We start from the raw sequence: 25,053 nt of genomic DNA on the forward strand, positions 1-25,053 counted from the left end.
AGAAATAGTGCTTTATCTAGATGACAAAAGACAATAGGTACTATATTAAGGAGATATAAGTACTATGAACAATAAAGAAAACAGCACATTAAAACGAAATATAAGCTTTAGTCCGCCTGATGTAGGACATATGGAGGCGGAAGAAGTTGCAAAAGCAATTTGTTCTGGTTGGATTACAACTGGTCCCCGTACAAAACAACTTGAGAAAAAAATTGCTAAATGGATTGGTGTAGAAAAATGTGCCTGTCTTAATAGTCAAACTGCTTGTGGTGAGACAGCTTTACGCCTTCTTGATATTGGTCCTGGTGATGAAGTTATCACTTGTGCTTATACATATACAGCATCTGCTTCTGTCATAGCCCATGTAGGTGCAAAAATTATTTTGGTAGATTGTCAGCCAGAATCTTTCTCAATTGATTATGATGCAGTTGAGAATGCTATTACAGAGAATACGAAAGCAATTATTCCAATTGATCTTGGTGGTATTCCATGTGACTACGACAGACTTTTTGAAATTGTAGAAAAGAAAAAAAATCTTTTTCATCCGTCGAATGACATTCAAGAATCTCTCGGTCGTATAGCTATCTGTGCTGATACAGCCCATGCGTTTGGGTCATCTTGGCATGGAAAGATGGTTGGAGCGATAGCTGATTTTAGTTCCTTTTCATTTCATGCAGTAAAAAATTTTACCACAGCAGAAGGTGGAGCATTAACTTGGAATACGATTCCTGGTATTTCTAATGAGGAAATTTATCACAGGATTCAACTGTTATCTCTACACGGACAAAGCAAGGATGCTCTGGCTAAAACTCAACTTGGTGCTTGGGAGTATGACATTGTAGAGTTAGGTTATAAATGCAATATGACTGATATCACAGCTGCTGTTGGATTAGTTCAGTTTCAGCGTTATCCGAAATTATTGGCAAAGAGACGAGCAATTAATGAGGCGTATGATTTGGCGTTTAAACCATTGGGAATTCAGGTTATGAATCATTATACTGACCAATATACAAGCAGCGGCCACTTGTATCCGGTTCGAATTTTTGGGATTAATGATGCACAGCGTCGAGAGATTATTGTAAAAATGGCAGAAAAAGGTATTGCTTGTAACGTTCATTATAAACCACTTCCCATGCACACAGCATACCGGAATTTAGGTTTTGATATCAAAGATTTTCCAAACAGCTATAAACGGTACGAGAATTTAATTACACTTCCAAACCATACACTTATGGAACAAGAAGATGTAGAGTATGTAATTGACAAGTTTACTGAAATTATAAAAGAATATATATAAACATTGAGGGCTGTTGTAATGAAAAAGATTTTAATCATAGGGGCTGGTTTCTTACAAGCTTATGTTATAAAAAAAGCAAGAGAATTAGGATATTTTACACTTGCTGTAGACGCTGACGAAAACGCAATAGGTTTTCAATATGCAGATAAATATGCTGTTATAAACATTGTCGATGAAGAAACTTGTTTAGAATATGCTAGAAAAGAACAGATAGATGGTGTTTTAACAGCAGCAACTGATTATGGTGTCCTTACTGCGAGTTATATAGCACAACAAATGGGGCTCCCTGGATTAAAGTATGATATTGCAAAAAAAATAAAAAACAAATATGAGACTAGAAAGTGTTTATTTGAAAACCATGTGGATGATACAGAACAAGCATTTTTAGTGGATTGTAATACTAACTTAACGGAACTTTCCACTCATATTTCATATCCTGTAATGGTTAAGCCATGCGACGGCTCTGGAAGTAGAGGAGCCTCTAAGGTTGAATGTATGAAAGATTTTGTAAAAGCCTGTGAACTTGCAATGAATTCATCGATCTCACATAGAGCAGAAATTGAATCTTTTATTGATGGAAAAGAGTATGGGGCAGAAAGTTTAGTAATTGATGGAAATATACATGTTTTGGCAGTGATGCAAAAATGGATGACAGATCCTCCATATTATGCGGAACTTGGCCATGCGATACCGACTGATTTAACACCAGAGATGGAAAAACGCGTTAAGTTATGCGTAAAAAATGCGATTCAAGCCCTTGGAATTAATTCCGGTTCTGTGAATATGGATTTGTTGATTACCACTGAAGATAAAATTCACATTGTTGATATTGGAGCACGTATGGGTGGAAATCTGATTGGATCTCATATTGTTCCCATTGGAACAGGAATTGATTATATGGCAGCTATGATTCAAAATGCTGTTGGTGATAAAGTAGAAATGAATGTAAAAGCAAGTAATGCAGTAGTAACAAGGCTTTTAGCGTTTCATAAGGGTGTTATCAAACGGGTTCCAAGTAATATTAATACTTTTGATGGCGTACAGGTTATTCATCATATGCATGTAGGTGATAGCGTTAATGAATATCATACAAATTTAGATGGTTGTGGATATGTTTTGGCAACTGGCAGCAATGTGGACAACCTTATTCATAAAGTAGTTTTGGTTTGTGATCAAGTGGAGAAAACTGTTTTAGGAGATTAGATTGGATTAGGCTAAGGAGGAAATTAAATGAAAGGCCAAGAAACTACATCACAAGCAGAAAAATTATTGCTCAAAACCTATTACAAACAAAATTACAAAGGTATTTATCAGACTTGTGTAAAGCGAGTACTTGATATACTGATTGTGTTATTGATACTACCTCTGGTTATTATTTTTTTAACCCCATTTATAATTGCCATAAAAATTGAAGACCATGGACCAGCTTTTTATAAATCAAAAAGAATTGGAAAAGATTTTTCTGAATTTAATATGTTAAAACTACGTTCAATGAAAGTAAATGCTCCAGATATTAGAAATAATGATGGAAGTACATATAATTCTAAAGATGACAGCCGTGTTACTCGTGTAGGACGTCTTATTCGTGAGACAAGCATAGATGAAATACCACAATTTTTTAATGTATTAAAAGGTGAAATGAGTTTAATTGGTCCAAGAGCGGGAGATGTAGAATCAAAGGATACTTATTTGGACGATGAAAAACATAGGACGTTGGTGCGTCCTGGTATAAGTGGGTATACACAGGCATATTTCCGGAATGGGCTTGGTGTGCGTGAGAAAAGACTTTATGATGCATGGTATGCGCATAATGTAACATTCGCTATGGACGTAAAGATTGTGATAAAGACGGTTATTACAGTATTAAAACGCGAGAATTTGTATACAAATGACGCTACAACTCCTCCTCAAAGAGATTAACTTTTCACCAAATCCCGTTATTTATATACATCTGGGAGGTATATATGGAAATAGGAAGTATTATAGAATTTGATAGCGTAGAGAAATACGAAAATTCTGTCAAGCCGTTTTTTTCCTTACCATTTATGGATGAATCCAATTTTAGATGGAATATAAACCTCTATGAAACTGGTAGAAATGCAATTGAAGATTTAGGGATATATCTAAGGGTAAAAAAAGGAATAAGTAATATTGCTATTCCAGATTATGTATGTCATACCGTAACTGATTCTCTAAAAAGATCTGGTTTGTCTTATGTTAGATACCATATTCAAAAAGGACTGAGATATGATATCTCCGAAATAGAAAAATTAACGAAGGATGGCATTCAATGTATTTATATAGTTCATTATTTCGGAAAAAAACTGCCGAAAGATATATTAAAACAACTCAATAACCTAAAAATACAAGGCATTACAATTATTGAAGATATAACGTTATCGTTGCTTTCTAATGACAAAGATGGAATTGGTTTTGGTGATTATGTTATTGGAAGTTTACGAAAATGGTTTCCAATTCCAGATGGTGGTATTTTATTGACAAGTAAAGAGCATGAGCTTCCCATCATACCACATGCATCAGGAGTTAGCAAATATGCTTACTATTATTTAATAGCCCAACAATGGAAAAGGCAATATGTAACAAATGGCTATAAAAATAAGGAAAATAAACGAATCTTCCTTGATTATTATTCTAAAGCAATGAAAGATCTATTTGAAGATTATACTATTAGACCAATTACAGAAATAAGCAAGAGATATTTGGAACAATGCGATTTTATACAAATTGCAAAACAGAGAGCAAAAAATTATGATATTTTATATTCTCGATTATCAACAATCCCATGTCTAAATCTTTTGGTGGAACGCAATAAAAACTACGTTCCTTTAGGCATGGTAATTCTTAGCGATAACAGAGACAAATTGTTGATGTATTTAATTCAAAATGGTATATATTGCAATGTACATTGGCGTCTTGGCGAAGAAGTTAGTGGATATTGCCGTGAATTATCGCGGAGAGCAATTACTATTCCATGTGATCAGCGATATAACGCCAAAGAAATGAATTATATAGCCGATAAAATAGAGGAGTGGTTCAATGTATATTTATGAAAATTACATTAAACGAACTATAGATATTGTCTTGGCAAGCCTATGTTTAGTTCCATTAGGAATACTGTTGCTTGTGGTTTCCCCTTTAATAAAAAAGGAGGATGGGGGTAAAGTATTTTATATGTCAGATAGAATAGGAAAGGATTGCAAAATATATAGGATGTATAAAATACGCACAATGGTGGAAAATGCCCCTAATATATTAAATCATGATGGTAGTACATACAATGCTGAAAATGATATAAGACAAACAAAAATAGGAAAATTTTTAAGGAAAACGAGTTTAGATGAACTTCCACAAGTACTAAATATTTTTCGCAATGAAATGAGCTTTATTGGGCCGCGTCCTATTATGAAGGAGCAATTGAATTCTTTTACAACAGAAGAGCTTGGAAAAATGAAAGTGCTTCCAGGTATCACGGGATATAATCAAGCTTATCATAGAAATAAACTAGGTAATCATGAGGAACGAATGAATGATGTATGGTATGCAAACCATATTTCGTTCAAATTGGACTTGAAAATATTTTTAAGAACAATATGGACAGTGCTACATCCAAGCAATGTCTATAGAAATTAGATTTTAGGAGAAGCAATTCGATGAATATTCTTGAATTTAAGCAGTATTTTGAGCCAGAAATTGCAGGAGGTATTGCATTGGATGCAAATACTGCGGAGGACTTGGCAGAAAAGGGACACGATGTTTATCTCTTTACACCACGCCCTACTAGAGGAATAACAAAAGAAACGATAAAAGCAACACCTAAATATGAAACAAGAATAGATGGTAGATTAAAAATACATCGATATAGAATGTTTGGTGAAAAAAAGAATATCTATTTACGCGCAATCCGTTATATCCTCTGCGCATGTAAACAGTTATGGCATGGATTGAGGCTTAAAAATGTGGATCTAATTTTTGCCGGCAGTACTCCTCCATTTCAGGGGATAGTGGTTGCTCTGATTAAGCGAGTAAAAAAAGTTCCTTTTGTATTTAACTTACAAGATATTTTCCCAGATTCTATGTTATCAGCAGGAATTGCAAAACAGGGCGGGTTAATTTGGAATATTGGTGAATGGATTGCTAAGCGTACTTATGAGACAGCAGACCATATTATTGTTATTTCGGAAGCAATGAGAGATAACCTACTTGAAAAAAATGTTCCCAAAGAAAAAATACATATAGTATATAATTGGGTAGATGAAAAAGCAGTTCATCCAATAGCGCGCTATAATAATAGCTTATATTTGGAGCTTGGTATTCCTGATTATGAATTTACAGTTGTTTATGCGGGAAATTTGGGTTTAGCACAAGGAATTGAAGTAATTCTAAAAGCAGCAAAAAGGTTGAACTCAGATAAAAGAATTGGCTTTGTTATATTTGGAAACGGTGCAAATGAAGAGATGGTGAGAAAATTTTTGCTAACAGAAAAATTAGAGCATGTACATCTCTATCCTCTGCAACCATATGAAAAAGTTTCTGAGGTTTACAGTATCGGTGATGCCTGTTTGGTTTGTGGAAAAAGCGGCTTAGGAAAAAATGCTATGCCAAGTAAAACATGGAGCATTATGGCATGTGGAAAGCCAATTTTAGCGAGTTTTGATTCTAATTCATTATTAGAAAAAATTATAGTTCAACATGATTGCGGATTATTTTCGAAGGCTGAGGATGATGAGCTACTGGCAGCATCTATTATGGAATTGGCACAAAATAAGGAACGTGCTTTACAAATGGGTAAAAATGCCCGAAAATTTATCGAGAATAATCTTTCTAGAAAACCTTGTACAGATAAAATTTGCAATGTTATTCAACAGGCATATGATGAGTATTATGATTTAAAGGAAACATCCGTCGAAAAGGGATAATAATTTGACTTGGAGTATTGATATGAAAGTATTATTTATCAACACGGTTTTTGAGCGAAGCAGTACAGGAAGAATAATTCATGATATTTGTGTACGCCTTCGACAACAGGGCCATGATAGTATGGTAATTTATGGTCGATATCCCGTCCAGTCAGAATTTCCTTCTATGTGTTTTAACTCTAAAATTGAGAATATTTTACACGGAGTTAATACACGTCTATTTGACCGTCATGGTTTTGGACCAAAAGCTACAACAAAGAAAATAATTGAGACAATAAAACACTATCAGCCGGACATTATACATTTACATAATATACATGGTTATTATGTAAATATAAAACTATTGTTTCAATTTTTAAAACAAATGGATTTGCCTGTAGTATGGACGGTGCATGACTGCTGGCCATATACTGGACATTGTGTTTATTATGATTATATTGGCTGTGATAAGTGGAAAACCGAATGCTGTCAATGCCCTAAGAAACGGGAGTATCCTGCTAGTTATGGGATTGATAATTCTAAAAGAAACTACAATCAAAAGAGGGAACTATTTAATAGTATTCCCAATCTCACACTTGTGGCAGTTTCTGATTGGCTGAAAGAACAGCTTGGCATGTCTTTTCTTAAGCATCATAGAATCCAACGCATCTATAACGGCATTGATCAAACTGTATTTCGTCCAATCAAAACGGATATAAAAAAGAGAATGGGGTTAGAAGGAAAAAAAGTTTTTTTAGCTGTTTCAGATGGATGGTCAGAAAGAAAAGGGAAAAATTTGCTTTATCAATTTACTGATTCTCTAAATCCAGATGAAGTGCTTATTATGGTAGGATTAAGCGAAAAAGACTTGAAATCATGTCCGAAACAACTATTGGGTATGGGACGGACGGAAAATTTACAACAGCTTGTGGAATTATATTCGGCAGCTGATATTGTTTTGAATCCATCCTATGAAGAAACATTTGGAATGATTACAGCAGAAGCTTTATCTTGTGGTACACCAGTTATCGTTTCAAATGCGACTGCGTCTCCAGAACTAGTGAATTCAACTTGTGGAAGAATAATAGAAAAAGGAAATATTTCTGATTTGCGGATGACAGTGGATCTGCTATTGGAAAATACTCCTACAAAAGAACAATGTTTAAACCGTGCTAAAATGTTTAATTCTGAGATTGTATATCAGGAATATATAAATTTATATCATAGTCTGATGGAGGAATAAGCGTGAAGCATACAGATGAATTAATATTTTGGTTTGATCAACCTCCAAAGGTTAGTTTGGGTGCATTTAATTATGTTGTAGAACAGTGGGGATGCAATGTTATTTATGTGATAGATCATCAACTTGGTGCTCATAGAAAATTGATTGGTTGGGATGAAACAAGTTTTCCAGGAGTTAACATAGTGATGCTTGATGAACAAGAAAATCAAACAAAATGTATTGAACAAATCTTCCAATTACACCCAAATGCAATCCATATTGTAAATGGATTTTTTAGTAATATTGAAAGAAAAATTAGAAAGTATATTTTACATCGTGGACTTAAACTTGGTTTTATGTCAGAGCGGCCTACAATTTTAAAATATGATAGCAGCATAAAACAAATGATTAAAAATCATTTATTACCCTTTAAATATAAGCTCGCTTATAGGCGATATAAGTCTGATGTCCGTTTTGTATTACCTCTTGGATTAGAAGGAAAACATGAATTTGAATCTTTTGGATGGCCAAAGGATAAATTGTATAACTTTATGTATTGCCCCGTTTTAGCTGAACTTTGTACACAAACATCAAATCAACATATAGAAGGCATACGATTTCTCTATGTAGGGCGATTTGTTAAGAAACGCCTTGCTACTGTAATGGAGAGTGTGGAGCGATTAAAAGGAGAAAAATGGTCTCTTGAACTTGTTGGTGGCTATGGTGCTGATGCAAAGGAAATTATTAATTGGTGTAATCGGACGAAGAATGTTTCTTTTGGAGGAACTTGGCCTGCTGATGAAGTAGGGAAAAAAATGCAGGACTATGATGTGTATCTTTTGGCAACACAGTACGATGGTTGGAACGCCCAAATTAATGAAGCGATCCATGCAGGTTTAGGAGTCATTACAACGGATGAGGCTGTAAGCGATGAATTGATTTCCGCATCAGGATCAGGAATAGTTGTTCAAGCCAAAGATGACAATGCATTCTATCAAGCTATGCAGAACGTGGTAGAACATCCTGAAATAGTTTTAACATGGAAAATAAAGGCAAAGGAATATCGGAAAAAAATACATGGAAATACAGTTGGACAGTACTTGATTGATATATTAGATTACACATTCTACGATAAAAAAAATAAACCACAATGCCCATGGCTATAAATAGGAGGAAGTATTATGGTAATTAAAGCATTGGTAGCTGTAAGATCTGGTTCTGTGAGAGTACAAAACAAAAATCTGCGTCCTTTTGCAGGAAGTTCTTTACTTGAACTAAAATTAACACAACTACAACGAATCAAAGGATTGGATGGGATCATCGTAAATAGCAATGATGACCAAATGCTTACAATTGCCCAGCAATATGGATGTGAAGCTGTGAAAAGAGATGCTTATTATGCCAGTAACACAGTATCCATGAGTGATGTATATCGCAATATGGCGGAAAATTGTAATTGTGATGTAATAGCATATATTAATGTTACAAATCCACTGATTAAGGATGAGACATTAGAAAAGGCGATTATGGCGTACCACTCTTTAAAAGATGGATATGATTCCTTAAATTCGGCCCATTTGATAAAGGAATTTATGTTCTACGAAAATAAACCCATTAATTATGACTTAAAAAATCAACCAAGAAGCCAGGACCTTCCAGATTATTATGCGTTAAACTTTGCATTTAATATTATTGCAAGGGATACTATGATGGAATGTAAAAATGTGGTTGGTAAAAAGCCTTTTATTTATGGTATTGACGAGGTTGAAGCAACGGATATTGATAATCCGATTGACTTTGAATTTGCGGAATTTGTCTTTAAAAAAGGTGCATGGTAAGCTGATAGATATTTGGTTATGCTATCTGGCAGGACTATAAAGTTAAAATCTAAATTTATGGGATGGGTTGTATAATTTATGGGTAGTAAAAGCTTCAAGATCGGGTTATACCCGTTCCTATATTTGGTGTTTTTCCTAATTTTCCAGTATTCAATCAATGACATGGCAACAAGTACAAATGCTTACCAAGCACAGGGAAACCGATTAATGGTTTATGTATATTTAGTTGCTATTTTAGTTGTGCTGGGCGTTTATTTTTTTAGTATTCGTACTATTCGAATGATTATCCCTATCAAAATGGTTATTTTGATGACTATTTGGGTGACATTAGATAATTTTTTCCTTGGTAATTTTTTTAATGGTTCAATGTGGACTTGCTTTACTCATATAGGTCTATCGGTATGGTGGATACTTGCTATTGTGTTTGGTTATTACTATCCCGGAAACAATTCAAATAAATATAAACAGGTTGTTTTTTTTGCTTTTGTAATGTTTGTTTATTATGTCTATCAATTTGTTTCCGTTGCAGTTATAAGCAATGAAACCCACGATGAAACAACAGTTTTAAACCTGATATATAGAGTGATTGTATTTGTTCCTTTTATTTTTTTAATGACAATAGAAAAAAGAAAACTGCGTTCTGTATTGCTCATAGCCATTTTTATTATGACTATTGCATCTATGAAACGGGGAGCAATTGTTGTACTACCAATTATGCTTTTGTCTGCGTATATTTTTGAAAGAAAAGATGAGAGGATATCAAATAATATTTTTTTAAAAAAAGCGATTCGTTTCCTCTTAATTATGGTAGGTATCATTATTTTGCTAATTATATTTAATAAATTAACTAACGGTTTTTTAGCTGAACGATTTTCACTTGAGTCATTAATGTATGGCTCTTCAAGAAGCGAGAAATATGCAACAGCTATCAATGAAATAACGCAGCGCAATTTTTTGGATTTGATTACTGGAGTAGGAAGTGGAGCACGAGGCGGCATTCATAATGAAATACTCGAATTTTTATATACATTTGGAGTAGTTGGACTTATTCTTTATTTTGGTTTAATTATATCAATGGTACGTAGACTATTGAGATTGAAAAAAGCAAATTCTAGGTTTGCGTCAATATATGCAACCCTAGTGGTATACATTTTTGTTGTAGGATTGTATAGTGGGGTTTATTTTACACACCAAACTTTTTATATCATGTTAACAATTGGTATGGTAGAACGGAAGATATTTGAGGAGGAAGTATGTCAACAGCTTGTATAATCACACTGCAAGGGGATAATTTTGGAGCGACTCTTCAAGCCGTTGCCCTAAATTACATAGTGAATAGTTACGGAATTACTACTGAAAATTTGGATTATAATGATATTTATCGGGTAAAACAGGGATTAACAGGATTTCAGAAAATAAAAAATTCAATATGGAAAAATGTAATGGTCCGTCTTATTGCGGGAGAAAAACGAAAAAAGTCTTTTGATCAGTTTAGAGAAAAATATCTTCCATTGTCAGATAAAAGCTGGAATTCTAAAGAAAAATTGATGTCAAATCCTCCAGATTACGATGTTTATATTTCAGGAAGTGACCAGATATGGAATCCAAATGTTAATCAGGGGGACTATAATTATTTGCTAGCTTTTGTTCCTGATGGTAAACGTAAAATCTCTTATGCTTCTAGTTTTGGGAAAAAATCTCTTGAAAAGCATTTGTGGAACGAATATAAAAATTTTTTGATGAGATATGATGCAATTGGAGTTCGAGAGACAAGTGGAGTAGATATTATACGTACTATTGCTGGACTCCAAGCAGAAACAGTTTTGGATCCTACACTACTGTTGGACCAGAATCAATGGAGGCTCATGTCTGGATGCGCAAATGAGAAAGAACCTTATATTTTGACGTACTATATGCCAGGAGATAAAAAAGTATGTAAAGCGATCGCTTCTATTGCAAAAAAACTTTCTCAAAAAACTAACTTACACATAATAAATCTAGGTCAAAGAGAGTATTATCGTTTGTTGCCATGGATTGATAGTAGAGTAACAGCTGGTCCTGCAGAATTTTTAAATCTGTTTTTAAATGCAAGTTATATTATTACTAATTCTTTTCATGGTACTGCATTTGCTACAAATTTCCATAAACCTTTGTGTGTCCCGATTAATGGCTGTTTGGACAACCAAACGGCCCGGCATACTAGAATTGTTGACTATTTACACTTAATTGGTTTAGATAATGCAATCGTAACTGTCGATAGAGATGGTCAATATACCCAACCTGTGTTTCCACACAATTATACCAAAGTATCACAAAGGCTATGTGAAAAGCGAAATGAATCACTGGAATTTTTAGTAGATGCAATAGGACTATGAGAATATGGTAAAATCAAACATTATTGTTACTATTTATGGGAGGAGGATATATGAAGCTTTACAGTACAAAAGAAGAATGTGTAGGTTGTGGAGCATGTGCAGAAGTTTGTGGGAAAAAGGCAATACACTTGGTTTCAGATCAAGAGGGATTTTGGTATCCAGAAATAGACCAGGAAAAATGCGTTAATTGTGGGGCTTGCCAAAAGGTTTGCCAGATACACAATTTAAAATTACCTGAAAATAATTTTGAGCCTGTAGTATATGCAGTTAAAAATAAAATGGATGATATTCGTGCCCTAAGCACATCGGGCGGTGTTTTTTCTGTGTTAGCAGATTATGTTATCCAAAATAAAGGTGCTGTTTATGGCGCTGCTTATTCTTCAGACTTTACTGTTCAACATGAACGGGCAATAACAGACAAACAATATAGTCGATTCCGTGGATCAAAGTATGCACAAAGTTGGATGGGGTCTTGTTATACACAAGTAAAAGCGGATTTAACCGAGGATAAGAAAGTATTATTTACCGGTACACCTTGTCAGATTGCTGGACTACAGACTTTTTTAGGGGATTTATCTAAAAATAATAATTTAGTTTTATGTGAGATTATATGCCATGGTATTCCTAGCCCATTGATTTGGAAAGAACACATTCAATTACTTGAAGAGGAGCGCCATAGTAAAATAGTAGCTTATAAAAACCGTTCTAAAATTGCAGGATGGCATGGGCATAATGAACATGTATTTTTTGATTCAGGTAAAAGTGAATATAAATCAAAACTTTCTCAAAATCATAAAGATTTATTTTATGCGCATCTTACAATTCGGCCATGCTGTCATTCTTGTAAATTTACTGGATTCCCAAGAATTGCAGATTTTACTATTGCGGATTATTGGGGAATTGAACGATGCATGCCTGAATTTGATGATAATAAAGGAATATCTCTTATGATATTGAATAGTGACCGAGCTATAAAAATATTTGATACGGTTAAATCTCAGCTTGATTATAGAGAAAGTAACCTGGAAGATGCCTTTTATGATAACCATAAAAAGCCAGCGAAACATAATATTCACCATGATGAGTTTTGGGATGATTACCATCAATTTGGTTATCGATATGTTGTATCTAAATATGTTGGTTATAACACAGTAGGAAAAATAAAAAGGCAAACTAAAATAATTATAAAAGCGATTACCAAAAAAATTGGGATATATAATTTTGTCCATCACTTTACAAAGAAAAAATACCAAAAAGAGGTATACAAATGAGCGGTTCAAGAGTTAAAAAAATAGCTAGAAAAATGAGGATTCCTCGTAGTGTTTTTTATCAATTTCAGCATATGAAAGAATGGAACCAACTGCCCAAACAGATAAAAGGGCAATCTAAAGACATATTTGCGAAAATTGCAGGGAAGTACCAAGGAGAACGTTGCTTTATTATAGGAAATGGTCCAAGCTTACAAGTTTCTGATTTAGAGCGGCTTAAAGATGAGTATTGTTTTGCGACAAATCGTATATTTACCATTTATGCTAATACAAGCTGGAGGCCAACATTTTATGCGGCACAGGATGGCGAAGTAATTGATAATATGAAGAAAGATCTACCTGGAACCATAGCAGAATCATTCTATAGCTTTATATCGGCAAAACAGTATCATAAATATCCAGAAGTATTTTGTAGTAGCAAAAATGTTGCAATGATACCGATGCGTTATAAACCTCCAAAAAAGAATCTCTATGGATTTAGTAAGGATGCCTCTAAGGAAGTATTTGAGGGATTAACAATTACATATACATGCATACAACTTGCTGTATATATGGGATTTTCCGAGATATATCTCTTAGGTGTTGATCACAACTATTCCATTGAGATTGATGATGATGGAAATATAATCAAGCAGAATACAGGAGAGAAAAATTATTTTGCAGAGGCGGAAGTTCCGATTGATTCAATTAATTTACCAAAAGTTGTAGAAATGACACGGGCGTATCTTACAGCAGAAAAATATTGTAAAGCTCATGGCATTCATATCTATAACGCTACAAGAGGAGGTAAACTTGAAGCTTTTGAAAGGGTGGATTTTGATTCCATTATTGTAACAGAAAAAGACAAGGGGCAGGATAATGCACAAGATTAATCAGGTGAAAGCAGGAGCAATTGTTTCTTATATCACAATTTTTTTCAATATTATTTCAGGTTTTCTCTATACGCCATGGTTAATAGGGCAACTAGGCCAATCCAATTATGCATTATTTTCTCTTGTCAATTCAGTTATGACTTATTTTGTATTGGATTTTGGATTAGGTGCCTCTATTACGCGATTTATTGCTCGGTATCGTGCTGAAGGAGCTGAGCATAAAGTTGAGCAATTATTAGGTGTTACAACAAAACTATTTTTAACTTTAGATTTTATTATTTTGATTGCTCTTATTACTGTATATTCTCTTTTAGGGAAAATTTATGTTAGTTTGACACCTGCCGAACTTGAAAATTTTAAAGGCATTTTTATCATCGCTGGAACCGTATCCTTATTATCGTTTCCGTTATTGCCTGTAAATGGAATCTTTACAGCATACGAACGATTATATGCTCAAAAACTGTTTGATTTATTGGCTAAAATTATTACTGTATCCGCAGTAGTAATTGCACTATTGCTGGGAGGGTCACTGTTTACAGTGGTCTTTTTTAACACATCAATTACATTTTTAGTAAATTTAATAAAGTTTCTCTATATTAAGAGAAAAGAAAAAATTAAAATTCAAATTACATATCGTGATAAAGCCATGTTAAAATCAATTTTTGGTTTTTCAATTTGGGTTATGATTGCATCAATAGCAGATCGATTCTTTTTTACTTTTATCCCATCTTTACTAGGTATTATCTCTAATACAGTTGAAATTTCTATATTTGCTGTTGCGGTTTCGGTTGAAAATTATATTTGTTTATTTGGTTCTGCATTTAATAATTTATATCTCCCGCAGGTAACACGTATGGTAATTGCAAAAGAAGATAAAAAAAAGATTACAGATTTAATGATAAAAGTGGGACGAATACAACTGATTATTGTTTCTCTGTTTGTAGTTGCACTTGTTTCTATGGGAAAAGAATTTGTAATATGCTGGGTTGGGGAAAAATATATCCGGTCTTATTATGTAATGATTTTAATTTTAGTCCCTTCTTTGGTGCATTTTTCCCAAGCAATTGGAACTGAAATGATTTACGCAACAAATAATGTAAAATATAGGGCGCTAGTGTACTCTTTGGGGAGTGTTATAAGTATTATTACCACACTTACTTTGGGGAAAAGCTTTGGAGCTATTGGAGCGGCAGTAGGGATATCTTTAGCCCTTATTTTATCACATATTATCCTAATGAATTATATTTATTACAAAAAGCTTGGCTTGGATGTTATGCGATATTTTAAGGAATGTCATTTTAAAATGTATATCCCATTATTAATTTCTTGTGGGATTGGATTTGTTATCTCCTCAATTTATCCAACTACATCTCTACGGCTATTTATTGTTAAAGGCGCTATTTGGGGAGTTATTCATTGTGTAATATTATGGTTGTTTGTTTTGAATTCTTCAGAGAAGGCACTTGTTAAAGGATTTATTTATAAATTAAAAAAAGGAGCGAAAAAAAATGGCTAATTTTTTGGTTACTGGAGCAGCCGGTTTTATTGGTTCACATCTTGCAAAAAAACTCGTTATAGATGGTCATCAAGTAACAACAATTGATAATCTGTCAACAGGTTTTATTGAAAATATTCCCTCTGGGGTAAAATTTATTGAAGGAAATGATTATGATCCTGATATAATTGCAAAGTTAGGAGAGCAAAAATTTGATGCAATTTTTCATATTGCGGGTCAAAGTGGCGGTATGACAAGTTTTGATGATCCAATTTATGATATGAACTCAAACATTGCAAGCACCCTTATTTTATTAGACTATGCCAAACGGACTGGATGTAATCGATTTATTTATGCAAGTTCAATGTCAGTATATGGAGATGAAAATCCATGCCCTGTGACAGAAGAAAGCGAAATCAAGCCAAAAACTTTTTATGCAGTTGGCAAACTTGCTAGTGAACATTATATGCGAATCTATTCAACATTTGGTATTCGTTGTACCTCGCTTCGATTTAATAATACATATGGAATTGGACAAAATATGCAGAATTTGCGACAGGGAATGGTTAGTATTTTCCTGGCACAAGCAGTAAATACAAAACGGATTCATGTCATGGGAGATAAAGAGCGTTTTCGTGATTTTACTCATGTTAGCGATAATGTAAAAGCCTGTTTGCTAGCTGCCCAAGGACAAGAAGAGTCATTTTATAATGTGTACAATGTATGTACAAATCGAAAAACAACTTGTGAAGAATTAATCGCTGAGATATGTAAACATTTACCTTATTCTGTTGAAATTGAGTATAGTGGCAGTACACCTGGTGATCAATTTGGAATTTATTGTGATTATACCAAAATTCAAGAGAAACTTGGCTGGGAGCCTACAGTACAACTGGAATCTGGAATAAAGGAAATGGTTGAGTGGGCTTTAGACAATAAAACAAATAATACTTGATGTAGTAAGTAATAGATAAGAAAGTGAGAGTCAGATGAACGCAGAAAATAAAAGGATGCTTCAAATTATAAAAGAACTTCGAGAAGAGTATGGGATGATAGCGATTAAAGCTGAATTTGAGGCTGAAGGCAGTAGACTTGATGAGCTTATTATGCTAAATCAAGTTGTATTTTGTGGAAACACCAAGCTCAATATTAAAATTGGTGGATGCGAAGCTATGCGAGATATTGAGCAATGTAAACTTTTAGATGCATCCGGTATAATGGCACCTATGATTGAAACACCTTTTGCTATGAAGAAATTTAAGGATGCTGCGAATAAAGCATATGCAGATCATATCGAAAATATTGAATGGATTATAAATGCGGAAACTGTTACCTGTGCGCAAAATTTTTCTGATATCTTAAACGTTGCAAAAGGTTTTTTGAATACGGTGGTAGTGGGGCGTTCTGATTTAAGTGCTTCCATGGGAGTTAGTAGAGATAAAATTGATGGTGAGGCAGTTTTTCAACAAGTTTTACAGCTTTGTGAGATGGCAAAAAAAGAAGGTTTAGTATCTTCTATTGGTGGCGGTATATCAATTGATACAGTGCCGTTTTTGATGAAACTTGGCGATTCTATTGATTTATTTGAGACTCGGAAGGTTGTTTTACCACGTCCTGATTCGGAGGCTAAAGCTACAAGAATGATAAGTTTAGCTTTAGAATTTGAGCTTTCTTATCTTCGTAATAAACATCAATTTTATCATCATATGGCAACAGAAGATCTTGCGAGGATGAAAGCGTTAGAAGAACGATTAAAAGAAAATGGACTTAAACTGAGATAGATTGATTTAAGAACATTTTTACTTTTGAAAAGGATATATTATCTTTAACAAAGCTAGTATATCAAACAATTATAAACTTTATTTTTGGTAGTACTTAGTTTAAGAAAGAGAGCTATTTTACTAACCATAATAGTTGGCAGGTAATGGCTTTCCTGCCGGTATTACATAGCTTTATAGCAAATAAAGATTATTATATTTGCTGCTGTTTCAAACATATTACAAAAAAGGCAGAAAAGGATTTTAATTGGATACTTTAAATTGTGATTCAAAATCATTCTATGGTTCTGCTAAATTGATAATTATTCAAATGGGAGAGGATATAATCATGAGTGAAATATTTAATCCATCAGTTTTACCAATAAATATTCCTGATCGTATGAAAAACGCTACTCTTTTAATTACAGGAGGGACAGGCTCTTTTGGGAATGCGGTTTTAAATCGTTTTATTACATCCGATATCGGAGAAATCCGTATTTTTTCCCGTGATGAGAAAAAACAGGATGATATGCGGCATGAATATCAGGCACGATTTCCTGAGTATGCGGATAAGCTAAAATTTTATATAGGAGATGTCCGTGATATAAATTCAATTAATACCGCTATGGTTGGAGTGAACTATATCTTTCATGCCGCAGCCTTAAAACAGGTGCCATCTTGCGAATTTTTTCCGATTGAGGCAGTAAAGACCAATGTAATAGGAACTGATAATGTCCTTACAGCGGCAATTGAAGCTGATGTAGAAACAGTGGTTTGCCTATCAACAGATAAGGCGGCATATCCTGTTAACGCTATGGGAACCTCAAAAGCTATGATGGAAAAGGTTATCGTCGCTAAAAGCCGCACTAGTAAAAATACGAAGATTTGCTGTACCCGTTACGGTAACGTGATGTGCTCTCGCGGTTCGGTGATTCCGTTGTGGATTGATCAGATTCGAGCTGGTAAACCAATCACAATTACAGAACCATCCATGACAAGGTTTATTATGTCCCTTGATGAGGCAGTTGATTTGGTGTTGTTCGCTTTTGAACATGGTCATTCAGGGGATATCCTTGTACAAAAAGCACCTGCTTGCACGCTTGAAACACAAGCAAAAGCTGTTATGGAACTTTTTGATGGTTGTGAGAAAGACATAAAGGTTATTGGTATCCGCCATGGTGAGAAGATGTATGAAACACTACTTACCAATGAGGAATGCGTCCATGCCATTGACATGGGTAACTTTTATCGAGTGCCATGTGATAAAAGGGGCTTGAATTACGACAAGTATTTTACAGAAGGAAATACTGAAAGAACCAAACTCAGCGAGTTTAACAGTAATAATACACAGTTGTTAACTGTAGAAGAGACAAAAGCTAAGATTGCTTCACTGGCCTACATACAGGAAGAATTGGCAAAGGATGGACGATAGAATGGGAATGAATATCTTAGTAACCGGTGCCAAAGGTATGGTAGGTACCGCCCTGATGGCCAATCTGAAGAATATTAAAGAAAAGAAAAACCATACTCGTCCAGGAATCCAAATTGATGAGATTTACGAGTACGATATTGATTGTACACCAGAAGATTTGGATGTCTACTGTCAATCTGCTGATTTTGTATTTAATCTAGCAGGAGTCAACCGCCCAGAAAATCCAGAGGATTTTATGAAAGGAAATTTTGGCTTTGCAAATCTTCTTTTGGATACTCTAAAAAAATACCAGAACAAAGCTACTATCATGCTTTCTTCCTCCATTCAGGCAACTTTGGCCGGGCGCTTTGGCAATTCTGAGTATGGCCGTTCCAAGAAAGCTGGGGAGGAACTGTTTTTTGATTACTCCAAAGAAACAGGGGCTAAAGTAGCGGTTTACCGCTTTCCAAACCTCATGGGGCATAGCCGTCCAAAATACAATTCGGCGGTATCTACTTTCTGTTGGGCAGTAGCCAACGATGAGCCATTTACGGTCAATGATCGAAGCACCGAATTGGAATTGCTGTATATTGATGATTTGATAGAGGGAATGTTTGACCTGCTGGAAGAGAAAGAAATTCACTGTGAATTTGATGGTGTGGAAACAGTAGTAAATCCTGAGGGACGCTACTGCTGTGTACCGGTAACCCATAAAGTGACGCTCGGTGAAATCGTGGATCTTTTGCAGGAATTTAAACAGCAGCCAGTTACGTTAATGATTCCGAAGATGCCAGAGGGTTCCTTTGCGAAGAAACTGTACAGTCTGTATCTGACCTATCTTCCTGTGAAGAAGTTTAAATACGCCTTGAAGATGAATGTGGACGATAGAGGTAGCTTTACAGAACTTATCCACACAGCTGATTGTGGTCAAGTATCTATCAATATTAGTAAACCAGGGATCACCAAGGGGCAGCATTGGCATAATTCCAAATGGGAGCTGTTTATCGTTGTGGCTGGACATGGCTTGATCCAGGAACGCAATATCCATACAGGTGAAACAATTGAGTTTGAAGTGAGCGGTGATAAGATTGAAGCTGTCCATATGATTCCGGGATGGACCCATAATATCATCAACTTGAGTAATACAGAAAACCTTGTAACGGTGATGACGTGCAATGAGATTTTCAACCCACAGCGTCCGGATACCTTCTTTGAACCAGTATAAGAGAACGGAGCGTAAAAAACATGAGTGAAATAAGGATAGATTATTCTGATATCCATTTTAAAGACAACGGGAAGTTAAAACTTCTCATTATCGTTGGAACCCGTCCGGAAATTATCCGCCTGGCGGCAGTTATCAACAAATGCCGGAACTATTTTGATTGTATCCTTGCCCATACCGGACAGAATTATGACTACAATCTGAATGGTGTATTTTTTCGAGACCTTAAATTGAATGATCCAGAAGTTTATATGGATGCTGTTGGGGATGATTTAGGATCAACTGTTGGCAATATTATAAATTGCTCTTATAAATTAATGAATCAAATAAAACCAGATGCGTTACTTATTTTAGGGGATACCAATTCCTGTCTTTCCGCAATTGCAGCAAAACGACTTCATATTCCGATTTTTCATATGGAGGCAGGAAATAGATGTAAAGATGAGTGCCTGCCAGAAGAAACAAATAGGCGGATAGTAGATATCATTTCTGATGTTAACCTAGCCTATTCTGAGCATGCTCGGCGTTATTTGGCTGAATGTGGGCTGCCTAAGGAACGCACTTATGTGACAGGTTCTCCTATGGCAGAGGTATTACACCAGAATTTGGAGGAAATTGAGAAATCCGATATCCTAACGAGACTTGGATTGAATCAAAAGCAATATATCCTGCTTTCAGCACACAGGGAAGAGAATATTGATACAGAAAAGAATTTTATCAGCCTTTTTACCGCGATCAATCGACTAGCAGAAAAGTATAATATGCCAATTCTGTATTCTTGCCATCCTCGCTCCAAAAAACGTTTGGAACAGTCTGGTTTTCTATTGGATCCTCGTGTGATACAACATGAACCCTTGGGGTTCCATGACTATAATAATCTTCAGATGAATGCCTATGCTGTTGTTTCGGATTCTGGCACCCTACCAGAAGAATCCAGTTTTTTTACTTCGATTGGCAAGCCATATCCAGCTGTATGTATCAGAACATCTACTGAACGTCCCGAAGCACTTGACAAGGCATGTTTTATCCTTGCTGGAATTGATGAAAAGGGACTGATACAAGCCGTTGAAACAGCGGTGGATATGGTAAAGAATGGGGACAACGGTGTTCCTGTACCAGACTACACTGATGAATTGGTATCCACAAAGGTTGTGAAAATCATCCAATCTTATACTCGCGTAGTGGATAAAATGGTATGGAGAAAATTTTAAAATAGATGTTTATGTTAAATTGAACAATATACTTGGTTTTGTCCTCAGTTCTATAAGAGGAATCTGTGTAATTTAACGGAAAATTTTTAATTCTAGTTATATATAGCCTACTGAGTCCCCGTTTGGCTATGATCTTTTAGAATAGCATACACTCTATTGAAAAAATGCAAACGAAATCTTTCTTTATTACGATTTAAATATTTTATTATATTTTTAATTGTCTATTATCAGATCGCTATATGGAACCATGGCTTTCGTTTTTTGATTAGGGATCTTCTTTCTTCTGTTTTTGGAGATAGTTCAATTCGTTTAGATTCTGTCTTTCCCTATCGTATAAGGAACCTACACGGATACAGCACCATAAACAAAATAGCACGATAAAACTAATCGAAACGCCAGTTATTAGTAAAATGATTTTCATATGGAACCCCTTTCTGAAAACAGGCACTATCAATTTATATGAACAGTCAAATTTTATACTGAGAATCTAGTTTTCAAAGATAAAAAATAGATTTTATTCTTGATTAACATGTATCATAATATATTTTTGTTATGATCATTCAGAATAGTATAACGCTGCTTTTTTAAATGGTATATGATCCATGAAATATTAATAGTATTTTCAAATCAGAGTATTTTATACAGCTTTATAGCTGTTAGGTAGCAAATTATTGATTAAGTTTAGAAAGAGATAAAGCAATTTCATTATAAGTATTTTAACTTAGTATAGAAATCTGCATAAAAATATATTTTGCAATCCATAAGCAAAGAGAATAGGAGCTGAAAAATGGGAACAATCAGTAAATTAATCCAAGGGGTCGAATGGATCTCAAATGGACTGTTAAATGTACCAATGGTATTTATTTATATATTAATAGGAGTTTTCCTCTGTTTAGTTGGAGTATATTTGTTCGCCAGTCTGAGAAAAACATTCGATATTCGGGAAATATGTAAAAAATACAGCCTTTGGGGAATGCTGGCTGTATTTGCTATTTGGGTGATAGGGGTAAAAATATTATTCCATTCTCCTGTAGGCAGCTCAGGATTTCAGGTGGTACCAACAACTTTTCATATGGAATGGATTTTAAAAGCGATATGTAATGTTATACTGTTTATTCCAATTGGATTTTTTCTGTTCCTCCAACGGAAAAACAAAAAAACAATCTATTGGGATTGGCTCATAGCTGTTGGATTCAGCTTGGTTGTAGAATTGGCACAATGGATCTTCCAAAAAGGCGTTTTTGATTTTGTTGATATCTTATGTAACTTGATTGGAGCGGTTTTAGGATCTTGTATTTTATTATTATTCCAATTTTCCTTTACAAAAAAATCAGCCCTTCGTATTTTACTGCGTGTTGTCATTATCTTAATTTGTTTGGGGATTTTATTATCCATGACAGCGTTTGGAACTTACCATATTTTAAAAGTAAATGGTGCGAATTCTTTTGCGGCAGCAGTGCAGGGCCAAGTTCCAGAAACACAGGAAGAACAACCTGCGGAGCTACAGGAAGGGGATATTTATTATAACGGAAAAGTATACCGTTATAATCAAGATACTATTAATATCCTGTGTATGGGGATCGATAAAAAAACAGAAAATATTGAAACAGTAGAAGGAGTATCTGGACAAGGTGGACAAGCGGATGCGATCTTCTTGATTTCTTTAAACCCGACAACCAATGATATGAATATCATTTCAATTTCTAGGGATACGATGGTTCCAATCAAAAACTATGATTATTCTGGGAACTTTACTGGAGAATCAGTTAACCATTTAGGATTAGCCTATTCCTTTGGGGATGGGGCGCATACCAGTTGTGAGATGATGAAAGAGGCGGTATCCGGATTATTTTACCAAATGCCGATTCATGGTTATTGTGCCGTGAACCTGGAAGCAATTGAGAAACTCAATGATGCGGTAGGAGGAGTTACGGTTACCGTTCCAGAAGGATTTTCTAAATTGGTTCCATCTTTACAAGATGGGAAAACAGTAACGTTACAGGGAGAACAAGCAAGTAAATTCCTACAACAACGGGATACTGGTTTGGAAAGCAATGACGACAGGATGAGCCGGCAAAAACAGTATGCGGTAAACTTCCTAAAGGCAGCAGAACAAAAAATGAAAGAAAACCCAAGTCTACCATTACAGATGTATCAAGAATTGTCACAGCAGATGGTTACTAATATCGGGATAGACCAGGCAATATATTTAGCTTCCTTGGTATTGAATTCTGGATTTACAGCGGATGATATGGTAAAACTTCCAGGGGAAACCACCAGTGGAGAATATTATGCGGAGTATCATGTCAATGAAGATGAACTTTATCAGATGATCATCGACAACTATTATGATGAAGTGAAAGTAGGGGATGGGACAGAGTGAAAACAAAAAAGATATGGCTACTCCTATCCATTCTATGTGTATTATTGGCGGTAGTTTTGACAGCAGTGTTTGTGGGGATGAGCTTGCAAAAGAAAACCGCACAGCAATTCTATGAGGATGAAAGACAAAAGGCAACAGTTTCCCAAACTTCAGAACCAGAAGAGCAGGAAGTGAAACAAGCGCCTCCAGTGGATATTAAAAAATTACAGGAAACAATGCCGGATGCTTATGCGTGGATTAATATTCCGGGTACAGTGATTGATTACCCTATTGTGCAACATCCGACCGATAATTCCTACTATATGTACCGTACCTCTGACGGGAAAGAAAATGTAGCAGGTTCTATTTTTACAGAGAACTATAATACAAAGGATTTTCAAGATCCAAACACCCTGATTTATGGGCATAACATGAAAGATGGTTCCATGTTTGCAGCACTTCACAAATATGAAGATAAAGGGTTTTTTGATCAGAATAAAACTGTCTATATTTATACCGAAGATGATATCTTAGAATACCAGATTTTTGCGGCTTATTTGTATGATAACCGACACTTAATGCAAAGCTTTAATTTTAATGACCCAGAAGTATTCTCTAGGTATCTAGAAGGAATTTTGGATACTCGAGACATGAGTAGTAATATTGATAGAAATATTAATTTGACAAAGGAAAGCCATATTATCACATTATCCACTTGTGACCGCCATGGAGATAATTATCGGTATCTGGTACAAGCAGTAATGGTGGAACAATAACATAGGTAGAAGTATGGAATTGTAGGCATATATAATTATAAAATTTTTGAGAAAGGAGGATGGTAGAGATGAAAAAACTTAAAAAAATGTTAGCAGGGCTTTTAACAGTAGCGATGGTAACGATGATAGGTGCAACATCTGTAGGAGCTGTAGAGTATAACAGTATTTCCAATGGTACTGGCGGTATTGTAAGCGCTGATGTGCAAGGCGGAACAGTAACGTTAAATGACACCTTTGAAACAGCAGAACTACAAAAGGAAGTAGACCAATTAAATACCCAATTGAAAGAAAGCTTAAGTGAAGCATTGGGAATAGATAAATTGGATTTATTCTCAGTAGAGGGAGCTTATGAAGGTACAGCCGATATCAATGAGTATCATTTTTTAACGAAAATTTATAACATGGATTTGGACGTATCTCCAGCACCAACAAAAAGCAATCCAGTAAATGTGGATTTTATTTGTAATACCACAACATCCAATATCGATGTATTTGTACTGCACAAATGTGCAGAAGATGGCTGGGAACTGTTAAATACAACCCAGAGTGAAAACAAAGTAACAGCAGCGTTTCACTCCGCGTCTCCGGTAGCATTAGTATATGTAAACAAAGGGACAGATGGACCTGGAAGCACTGGAACATCTCCTCAAACAGGAGACAATCAAATGGGGATGCTATTGCTGGTAGTAGCTGCAGGGTTAGCGACTAGTGGAGTAGTATTTTATAAAAAATATAAAAACATAAACGGTTAACGCTCATAAAACATCCAATAAAGGATGCATACAACGAGGGTTAAACGAAAACAGGAACATATCTGCTTACGACATACCTTCTATAGATAGAGGATAGGATAGATAATCTATTCTGTCCTCTTTTTGTTTTGGTCAGTTCTACTGGAGATAAAAACAAAGTCTCTATGGAAGCAGTGTTCTATTGATATTAATCTCATTTTTAGAAAATTTACGGAAATCTATCTAATGTTAAATATGCATAATAAAACTAGATAAGTTTTGTGAATTTATTCTATTGTG

22 protein-coding genes are annotated in these 25,053 nt (G+C 34.9%); all 22 read left to right on the forward strand.

The window, feature by feature from the left end; translation table 11 throughout:
* Window positions 1–64 precede the first annotated feature (64 nt).
* The 22 genes from H8Z77_RS01395 to H8Z77_RS01500 all read left to right on the forward strand — a co-directional run bounded on the left by H8Z77_RS01395 (window position 65) and on the right by H8Z77_RS01500 (window position 24,774).
* The gene (locus H8Z77_RS01395; protein WP_186995932.1) at window positions 65–1,297 is read left to right on the forward strand and encodes a DegT/DnrJ/EryC1/StrS family aminotransferase; all 1,233 of its coding nucleotides are present in this window, start codon (window positions 65–67) and stop codon (window positions 1,295–1,297) included.
* Between the two features lie 18 nt (window positions 1,298–1,315).
* Window positions 1,316–2,500 (forward strand): ATP-grasp domain-containing protein, encoded by a 1,185-nt coding sequence (locus H8Z77_RS01400; RefSeq protein ID WP_186995933.1) that lies wholly within the window; start codon window positions 1,316–1,318, stop codon window positions 2,498–2,500.
* Window positions 2,501–2,527: 27 nt separating this feature from the next.
* On the forward strand, window positions 2,528–3,217 hold the full coding sequence (locus tag H8Z77_RS01405) for a sugar transferase (protein WP_207725990.1): 690 nt from the start codon (window positions 2,528–2,530) through the stop codon (window positions 3,215–3,217).
* Between the two features lie 44 nt (window positions 3,218–3,261).
* On the forward strand, window positions 3,262–4,368 hold the full coding sequence (locus H8Z77_RS01410; RefSeq protein ID WP_186995934.1) for an aspartate aminotransferase family protein: 1,107 nt from the start codon (window positions 3,262–3,264) through the stop codon (window positions 4,366–4,368).
* Window positions 4,355–4,948, forward strand: a complete 594-nt coding sequence (locus H8Z77_RS01415) for a sugar transferase (protein WP_207725991.1) — start codon at window positions 4,355–4,357, stop codon at window positions 4,946–4,948. Before H8Z77_RS01410 ends, H8Z77_RS01415 begins: the two co-directional genes overlap by 14 nt.
* A gap of 20 nt (window positions 4,949–4,968) precedes the next feature.
* Window positions 4,969–6,234, forward strand: coding sequence for a glycosyltransferase family 4 protein (locus tag H8Z77_RS01420; RefSeq protein WP_186995935.1), 1,266 nt, complete (start codon window positions 4,969–4,971; stop codon window positions 6,232–6,234).
* Between the two features lie 22 nt (window positions 6,235–6,256).
* Entirely contained in the window at window positions 6,257–7,456 is a 1,200-nt protein-coding gene (locus tag H8Z77_RS01425; RefSeq protein WP_186995936.1) for a glycosyltransferase, read from the forward strand.
* A gap of 2 nt (window positions 7,457–7,458) precedes the next feature.
* Window positions 7,459–8,601, forward strand: a complete 1,143-nt coding sequence (locus H8Z77_RS11670; protein ID WP_186995937.1) for a glycosyltransferase family 4 protein — start codon at window positions 7,459–7,461, stop codon at window positions 8,599–8,601.
* A 15-nt stretch (window positions 8,602–8,616) separates the two neighbouring features.
* Window positions 8,617–9,273 (forward strand): acylneuraminate cytidylyltransferase family protein, encoded by a 657-nt coding sequence (locus tag H8Z77_RS01435; RefSeq protein ID WP_186995938.1) that lies wholly within the window; start codon window positions 8,617–8,619, stop codon window positions 9,271–9,273.
* A gap of 162 nt (window positions 9,274–9,435) precedes the next feature.
* Complete coding sequence (locus tag H8Z77_RS01440; RefSeq protein ID WP_186995939.1) at window positions 9,436–10,545, forward strand: O-antigen ligase family protein; 1,110 nt, start codon at window positions 9,436–9,438, stop codon at window positions 10,543–10,545.
* The gene (locus H8Z77_RS01445) at window positions 10,527–11,648 is read left to right on the forward strand and encodes a polysaccharide pyruvyl transferase family protein (RefSeq protein WP_186995940.1); all 1,122 of its coding nucleotides are present in this window, start codon (window positions 10,527–10,529) and stop codon (window positions 11,646–11,648) included. The genes H8Z77_RS01440 and H8Z77_RS01445 overlap by 19 nt, the downstream gene beginning before the upstream one ends.
* A 50-nt stretch (window positions 11,649–11,698) precedes the next feature.
* Window positions 11,699–12,919: a Coenzyme F420 hydrogenase/dehydrogenase, beta subunit C-terminal domain gene (locus H8Z77_RS01450; protein WP_186995941.1), complete on the forward strand. Its 1,221-nt coding sequence runs from the start codon at window positions 11,699–11,701 to the stop codon at window positions 12,917–12,919.
* Window positions 12,916–13,788: a 6-hydroxymethylpterin diphosphokinase MptE-like protein gene (locus tag H8Z77_RS01455; protein ID WP_186995942.1), complete on the forward strand. Its 873-nt coding sequence runs from the start codon at window positions 12,916–12,918 to the stop codon at window positions 13,786–13,788. Before H8Z77_RS01450 ends, H8Z77_RS01455 begins: the two co-directional genes overlap by 4 nt.
* Entirely contained in the window at window positions 13,775–15,304 is a 1,530-nt protein-coding gene (locus H8Z77_RS01460) for an oligosaccharide flippase family protein (protein WP_186995943.1), read from the forward strand. Before H8Z77_RS01455 ends, H8Z77_RS01460 begins: the two co-directional genes overlap by 14 nt.
* Window positions 15,297–16,238, forward strand: coding sequence for an NAD-dependent epimerase/dehydratase family protein (locus tag H8Z77_RS01465; RefSeq protein ID WP_186995944.1), 942 nt, complete (start codon window positions 15,297–15,299; stop codon window positions 16,236–16,238). The genes H8Z77_RS01460 and H8Z77_RS01465 overlap by 8 nt, the downstream gene beginning before the upstream one ends.
* Before the next feature lie 34 nt (window positions 16,239–16,272).
* The gene (locus H8Z77_RS01470) at window positions 16,273–17,064 is read left to right on the forward strand and encodes an aldolase/citrate lyase family protein (protein ID WP_069989189.1); all 792 of its coding nucleotides are present in this window, start codon (window positions 16,273–16,275) and stop codon (window positions 17,062–17,064) included.
* Between the two features lie 376 nt (window positions 17,065–17,440).
* A complete protein-coding gene (locus H8Z77_RS01475; protein ID WP_141720236.1) occupies window positions 17,441–18,472 on the forward strand; it encodes a polysaccharide biosynthesis protein in 1,032 nt (343 codons plus the stop codon).
* Between the two features lie 7 nt (window positions 18,473–18,479).
* The gene (locus H8Z77_RS01480; RefSeq protein ID WP_286165637.1) at window positions 18,480–19,676 is read left to right on the forward strand and encodes a polysaccharide biosynthesis C-terminal domain-containing protein; all 1,197 of its coding nucleotides are present in this window, start codon (window positions 18,480–18,482) and stop codon (window positions 19,674–19,676) included.
* Between the two features lie 20 nt (window positions 19,677–19,696).
* Complete coding sequence (gene wecB / locus H8Z77_RS01485) at window positions 19,697–20,884, forward strand: non-hydrolyzing UDP-N-acetylglucosamine 2-epimerase (RefSeq protein WP_186995945.1); 1,188 nt, start codon at window positions 19,697–19,699, stop codon at window positions 20,882–20,884.
* Between the two features lie 787 nt (window positions 20,885–21,671).
* Window positions 21,672–23,267 carry an LCP family glycopolymer transferase gene (locus tag H8Z77_RS01490; protein WP_186995946.1) on the forward strand — a complete coding sequence of 532 codons (1,596 nt, stop codon included), beginning with the start codon at window positions 21,672–21,674 and terminating at the stop codon, window positions 23,265–23,267.
* Entirely contained in the window at window positions 23,264–24,022 is a 759-nt protein-coding gene (srtB, locus tag H8Z77_RS01495; protein WP_069989185.1) for a class B sortase, read from the forward strand. Before H8Z77_RS01490 ends, srtB begins: the two co-directional genes overlap by 4 nt.
* Window positions 24,023–24,090: 68 nt before the next feature.
* The gene (locus tag H8Z77_RS01500) at window positions 24,091–24,774 is read left to right on the forward strand and encodes an LPXTG cell wall anchor domain-containing protein (protein ID WP_186995947.1); all 684 of its coding nucleotides are present in this window, start codon (window positions 24,091–24,093) and stop codon (window positions 24,772–24,774) included.
* The last annotated feature ends 279 nt before the right edge of the window (window positions 24,775–25,053 follow it).

It is taken from the genome of Clostridium facile, from assembly GCF_014297275.1.
GTDB lineage: Bacteria > Bacillota > Clostridia > Oscillospirales > Ruminococcaceae > Massilioclostridium > Massilioclostridium facile.

Coding starts and splice junctions, on each gene's coding strand:
- H8Z77_RS01490 (WP_186995946.1), top strand. CDS start 21,672: ATGGGAACAATCAGTAAATTAATCCAAGGGGTCGAATGGATCTCAAAT.
- H8Z77_RS01475 (WP_141720236.1), top strand. CDS start 17,441: ATGAAAAACGCTACTCTTTTAATTACAGGAGGGACAGGCTCTTTTGGG.
- H8Z77_RS01455 (WP_186995942.1), top strand. CDS start 12,916: ATGAGCGGTTCAAGAGTTAAAAAAATAGCTAGAAAAATGAGGATTCCT.
- H8Z77_RS01420 (WP_186995935.1), top strand. CDS start 4,969: ATGAATATTCTTGAATTTAAGCAGTATTTTGAGCCAGAAATTGCAGGA.
- H8Z77_RS01425 (WP_186995936.1), top strand. CDS start 6,257: ATGAAAGTATTATTTATCAACACGGTTTTTGAGCGAAGCAGTACAGGA.
- H8Z77_RS01435 (WP_186995938.1), top strand. CDS start 8,617: ATGGTAATTAAAGCATTGGTAGCTGTAAGATCTGGTTCTGTGAGAGTA.
- H8Z77_RS01400 (WP_186995933.1), top strand. CDS start 1,316: ATGAAAAAGATTTTAATCATAGGGGCTGGTTTCTTACAAGCTTATGTT.
- H8Z77_RS01500 (WP_186995947.1), top strand. CDS start 24,091: ATGAAAAAACTTAAAAAAATGTTAGCAGGGCTTTTAACAGTAGCGATG.
- H8Z77_RS01415 (WP_207725991.1), top strand. CDS start 4,355: ATGTATATTTATGAAAATTACATTAAACGAACTATAGATATTGTCTTG.
- H8Z77_RS01395 (WP_186995932.1), top strand. CDS start 65: ATGAACAATAAAGAAAACAGCACATTAAAACGAAATATAAGCTTTAGT.
- H8Z77_RS01460 (WP_186995943.1), top strand. CDS start 13,775: ATGCACAAGATTAATCAGGTGAAAGCAGGAGCAATTGTTTCTTATATC.
- H8Z77_RS01450 (WP_186995941.1), top strand. CDS start 11,699: ATGAAGCTTTACAGTACAAAAGAAGAATGTGTAGGTTGTGGAGCATGT.
- H8Z77_RS01440 (WP_186995939.1), top strand. CDS start 9,436: ATGGCAACAAGTACAAATGCTTACCAAGCACAGGGAAACCGATTAATG.
- H8Z77_RS01445 (WP_186995940.1), top strand. CDS start 10,527: ATGTCAACAGCTTGTATAATCACACTGCAAGGGGATAATTTTGGAGCG.
- H8Z77_RS01465 (WP_186995944.1), top strand. CDS start 15,297: ATGGCTAATTTTTTGGTTACTGGAGCAGCCGGTTTTATTGGTTCACAT.
- wecB (WP_186995945.1), top strand. CDS start 19,697: ATGAGTGAAATAAGGATAGATTATTCTGATATCCATTTTAAAGACAAC.
- H8Z77_RS01480 (WP_286165637.1), top strand. CDS start 18,480: ATGAATATCTTAGTAACCGGTGCCAAAGGTATGGTAGGTACCGCCCTG.
- H8Z77_RS01470 (WP_069989189.1), top strand. CDS start 16,273: ATGAACGCAGAAAATAAAAGGATGCTTCAAATTATAAAAGAACTTCGA.
- H8Z77_RS01405 (WP_207725990.1), top strand. CDS start 2,528: ATGAAAGGCCAAGAAACTACATCACAAGCAGAAAAATTATTGCTCAAA.
- H8Z77_RS01410 (WP_186995934.1), top strand. CDS start 3,262: ATGGAAATAGGAAGTATTATAGAATTTGATAGCGTAGAGAAATACGAA.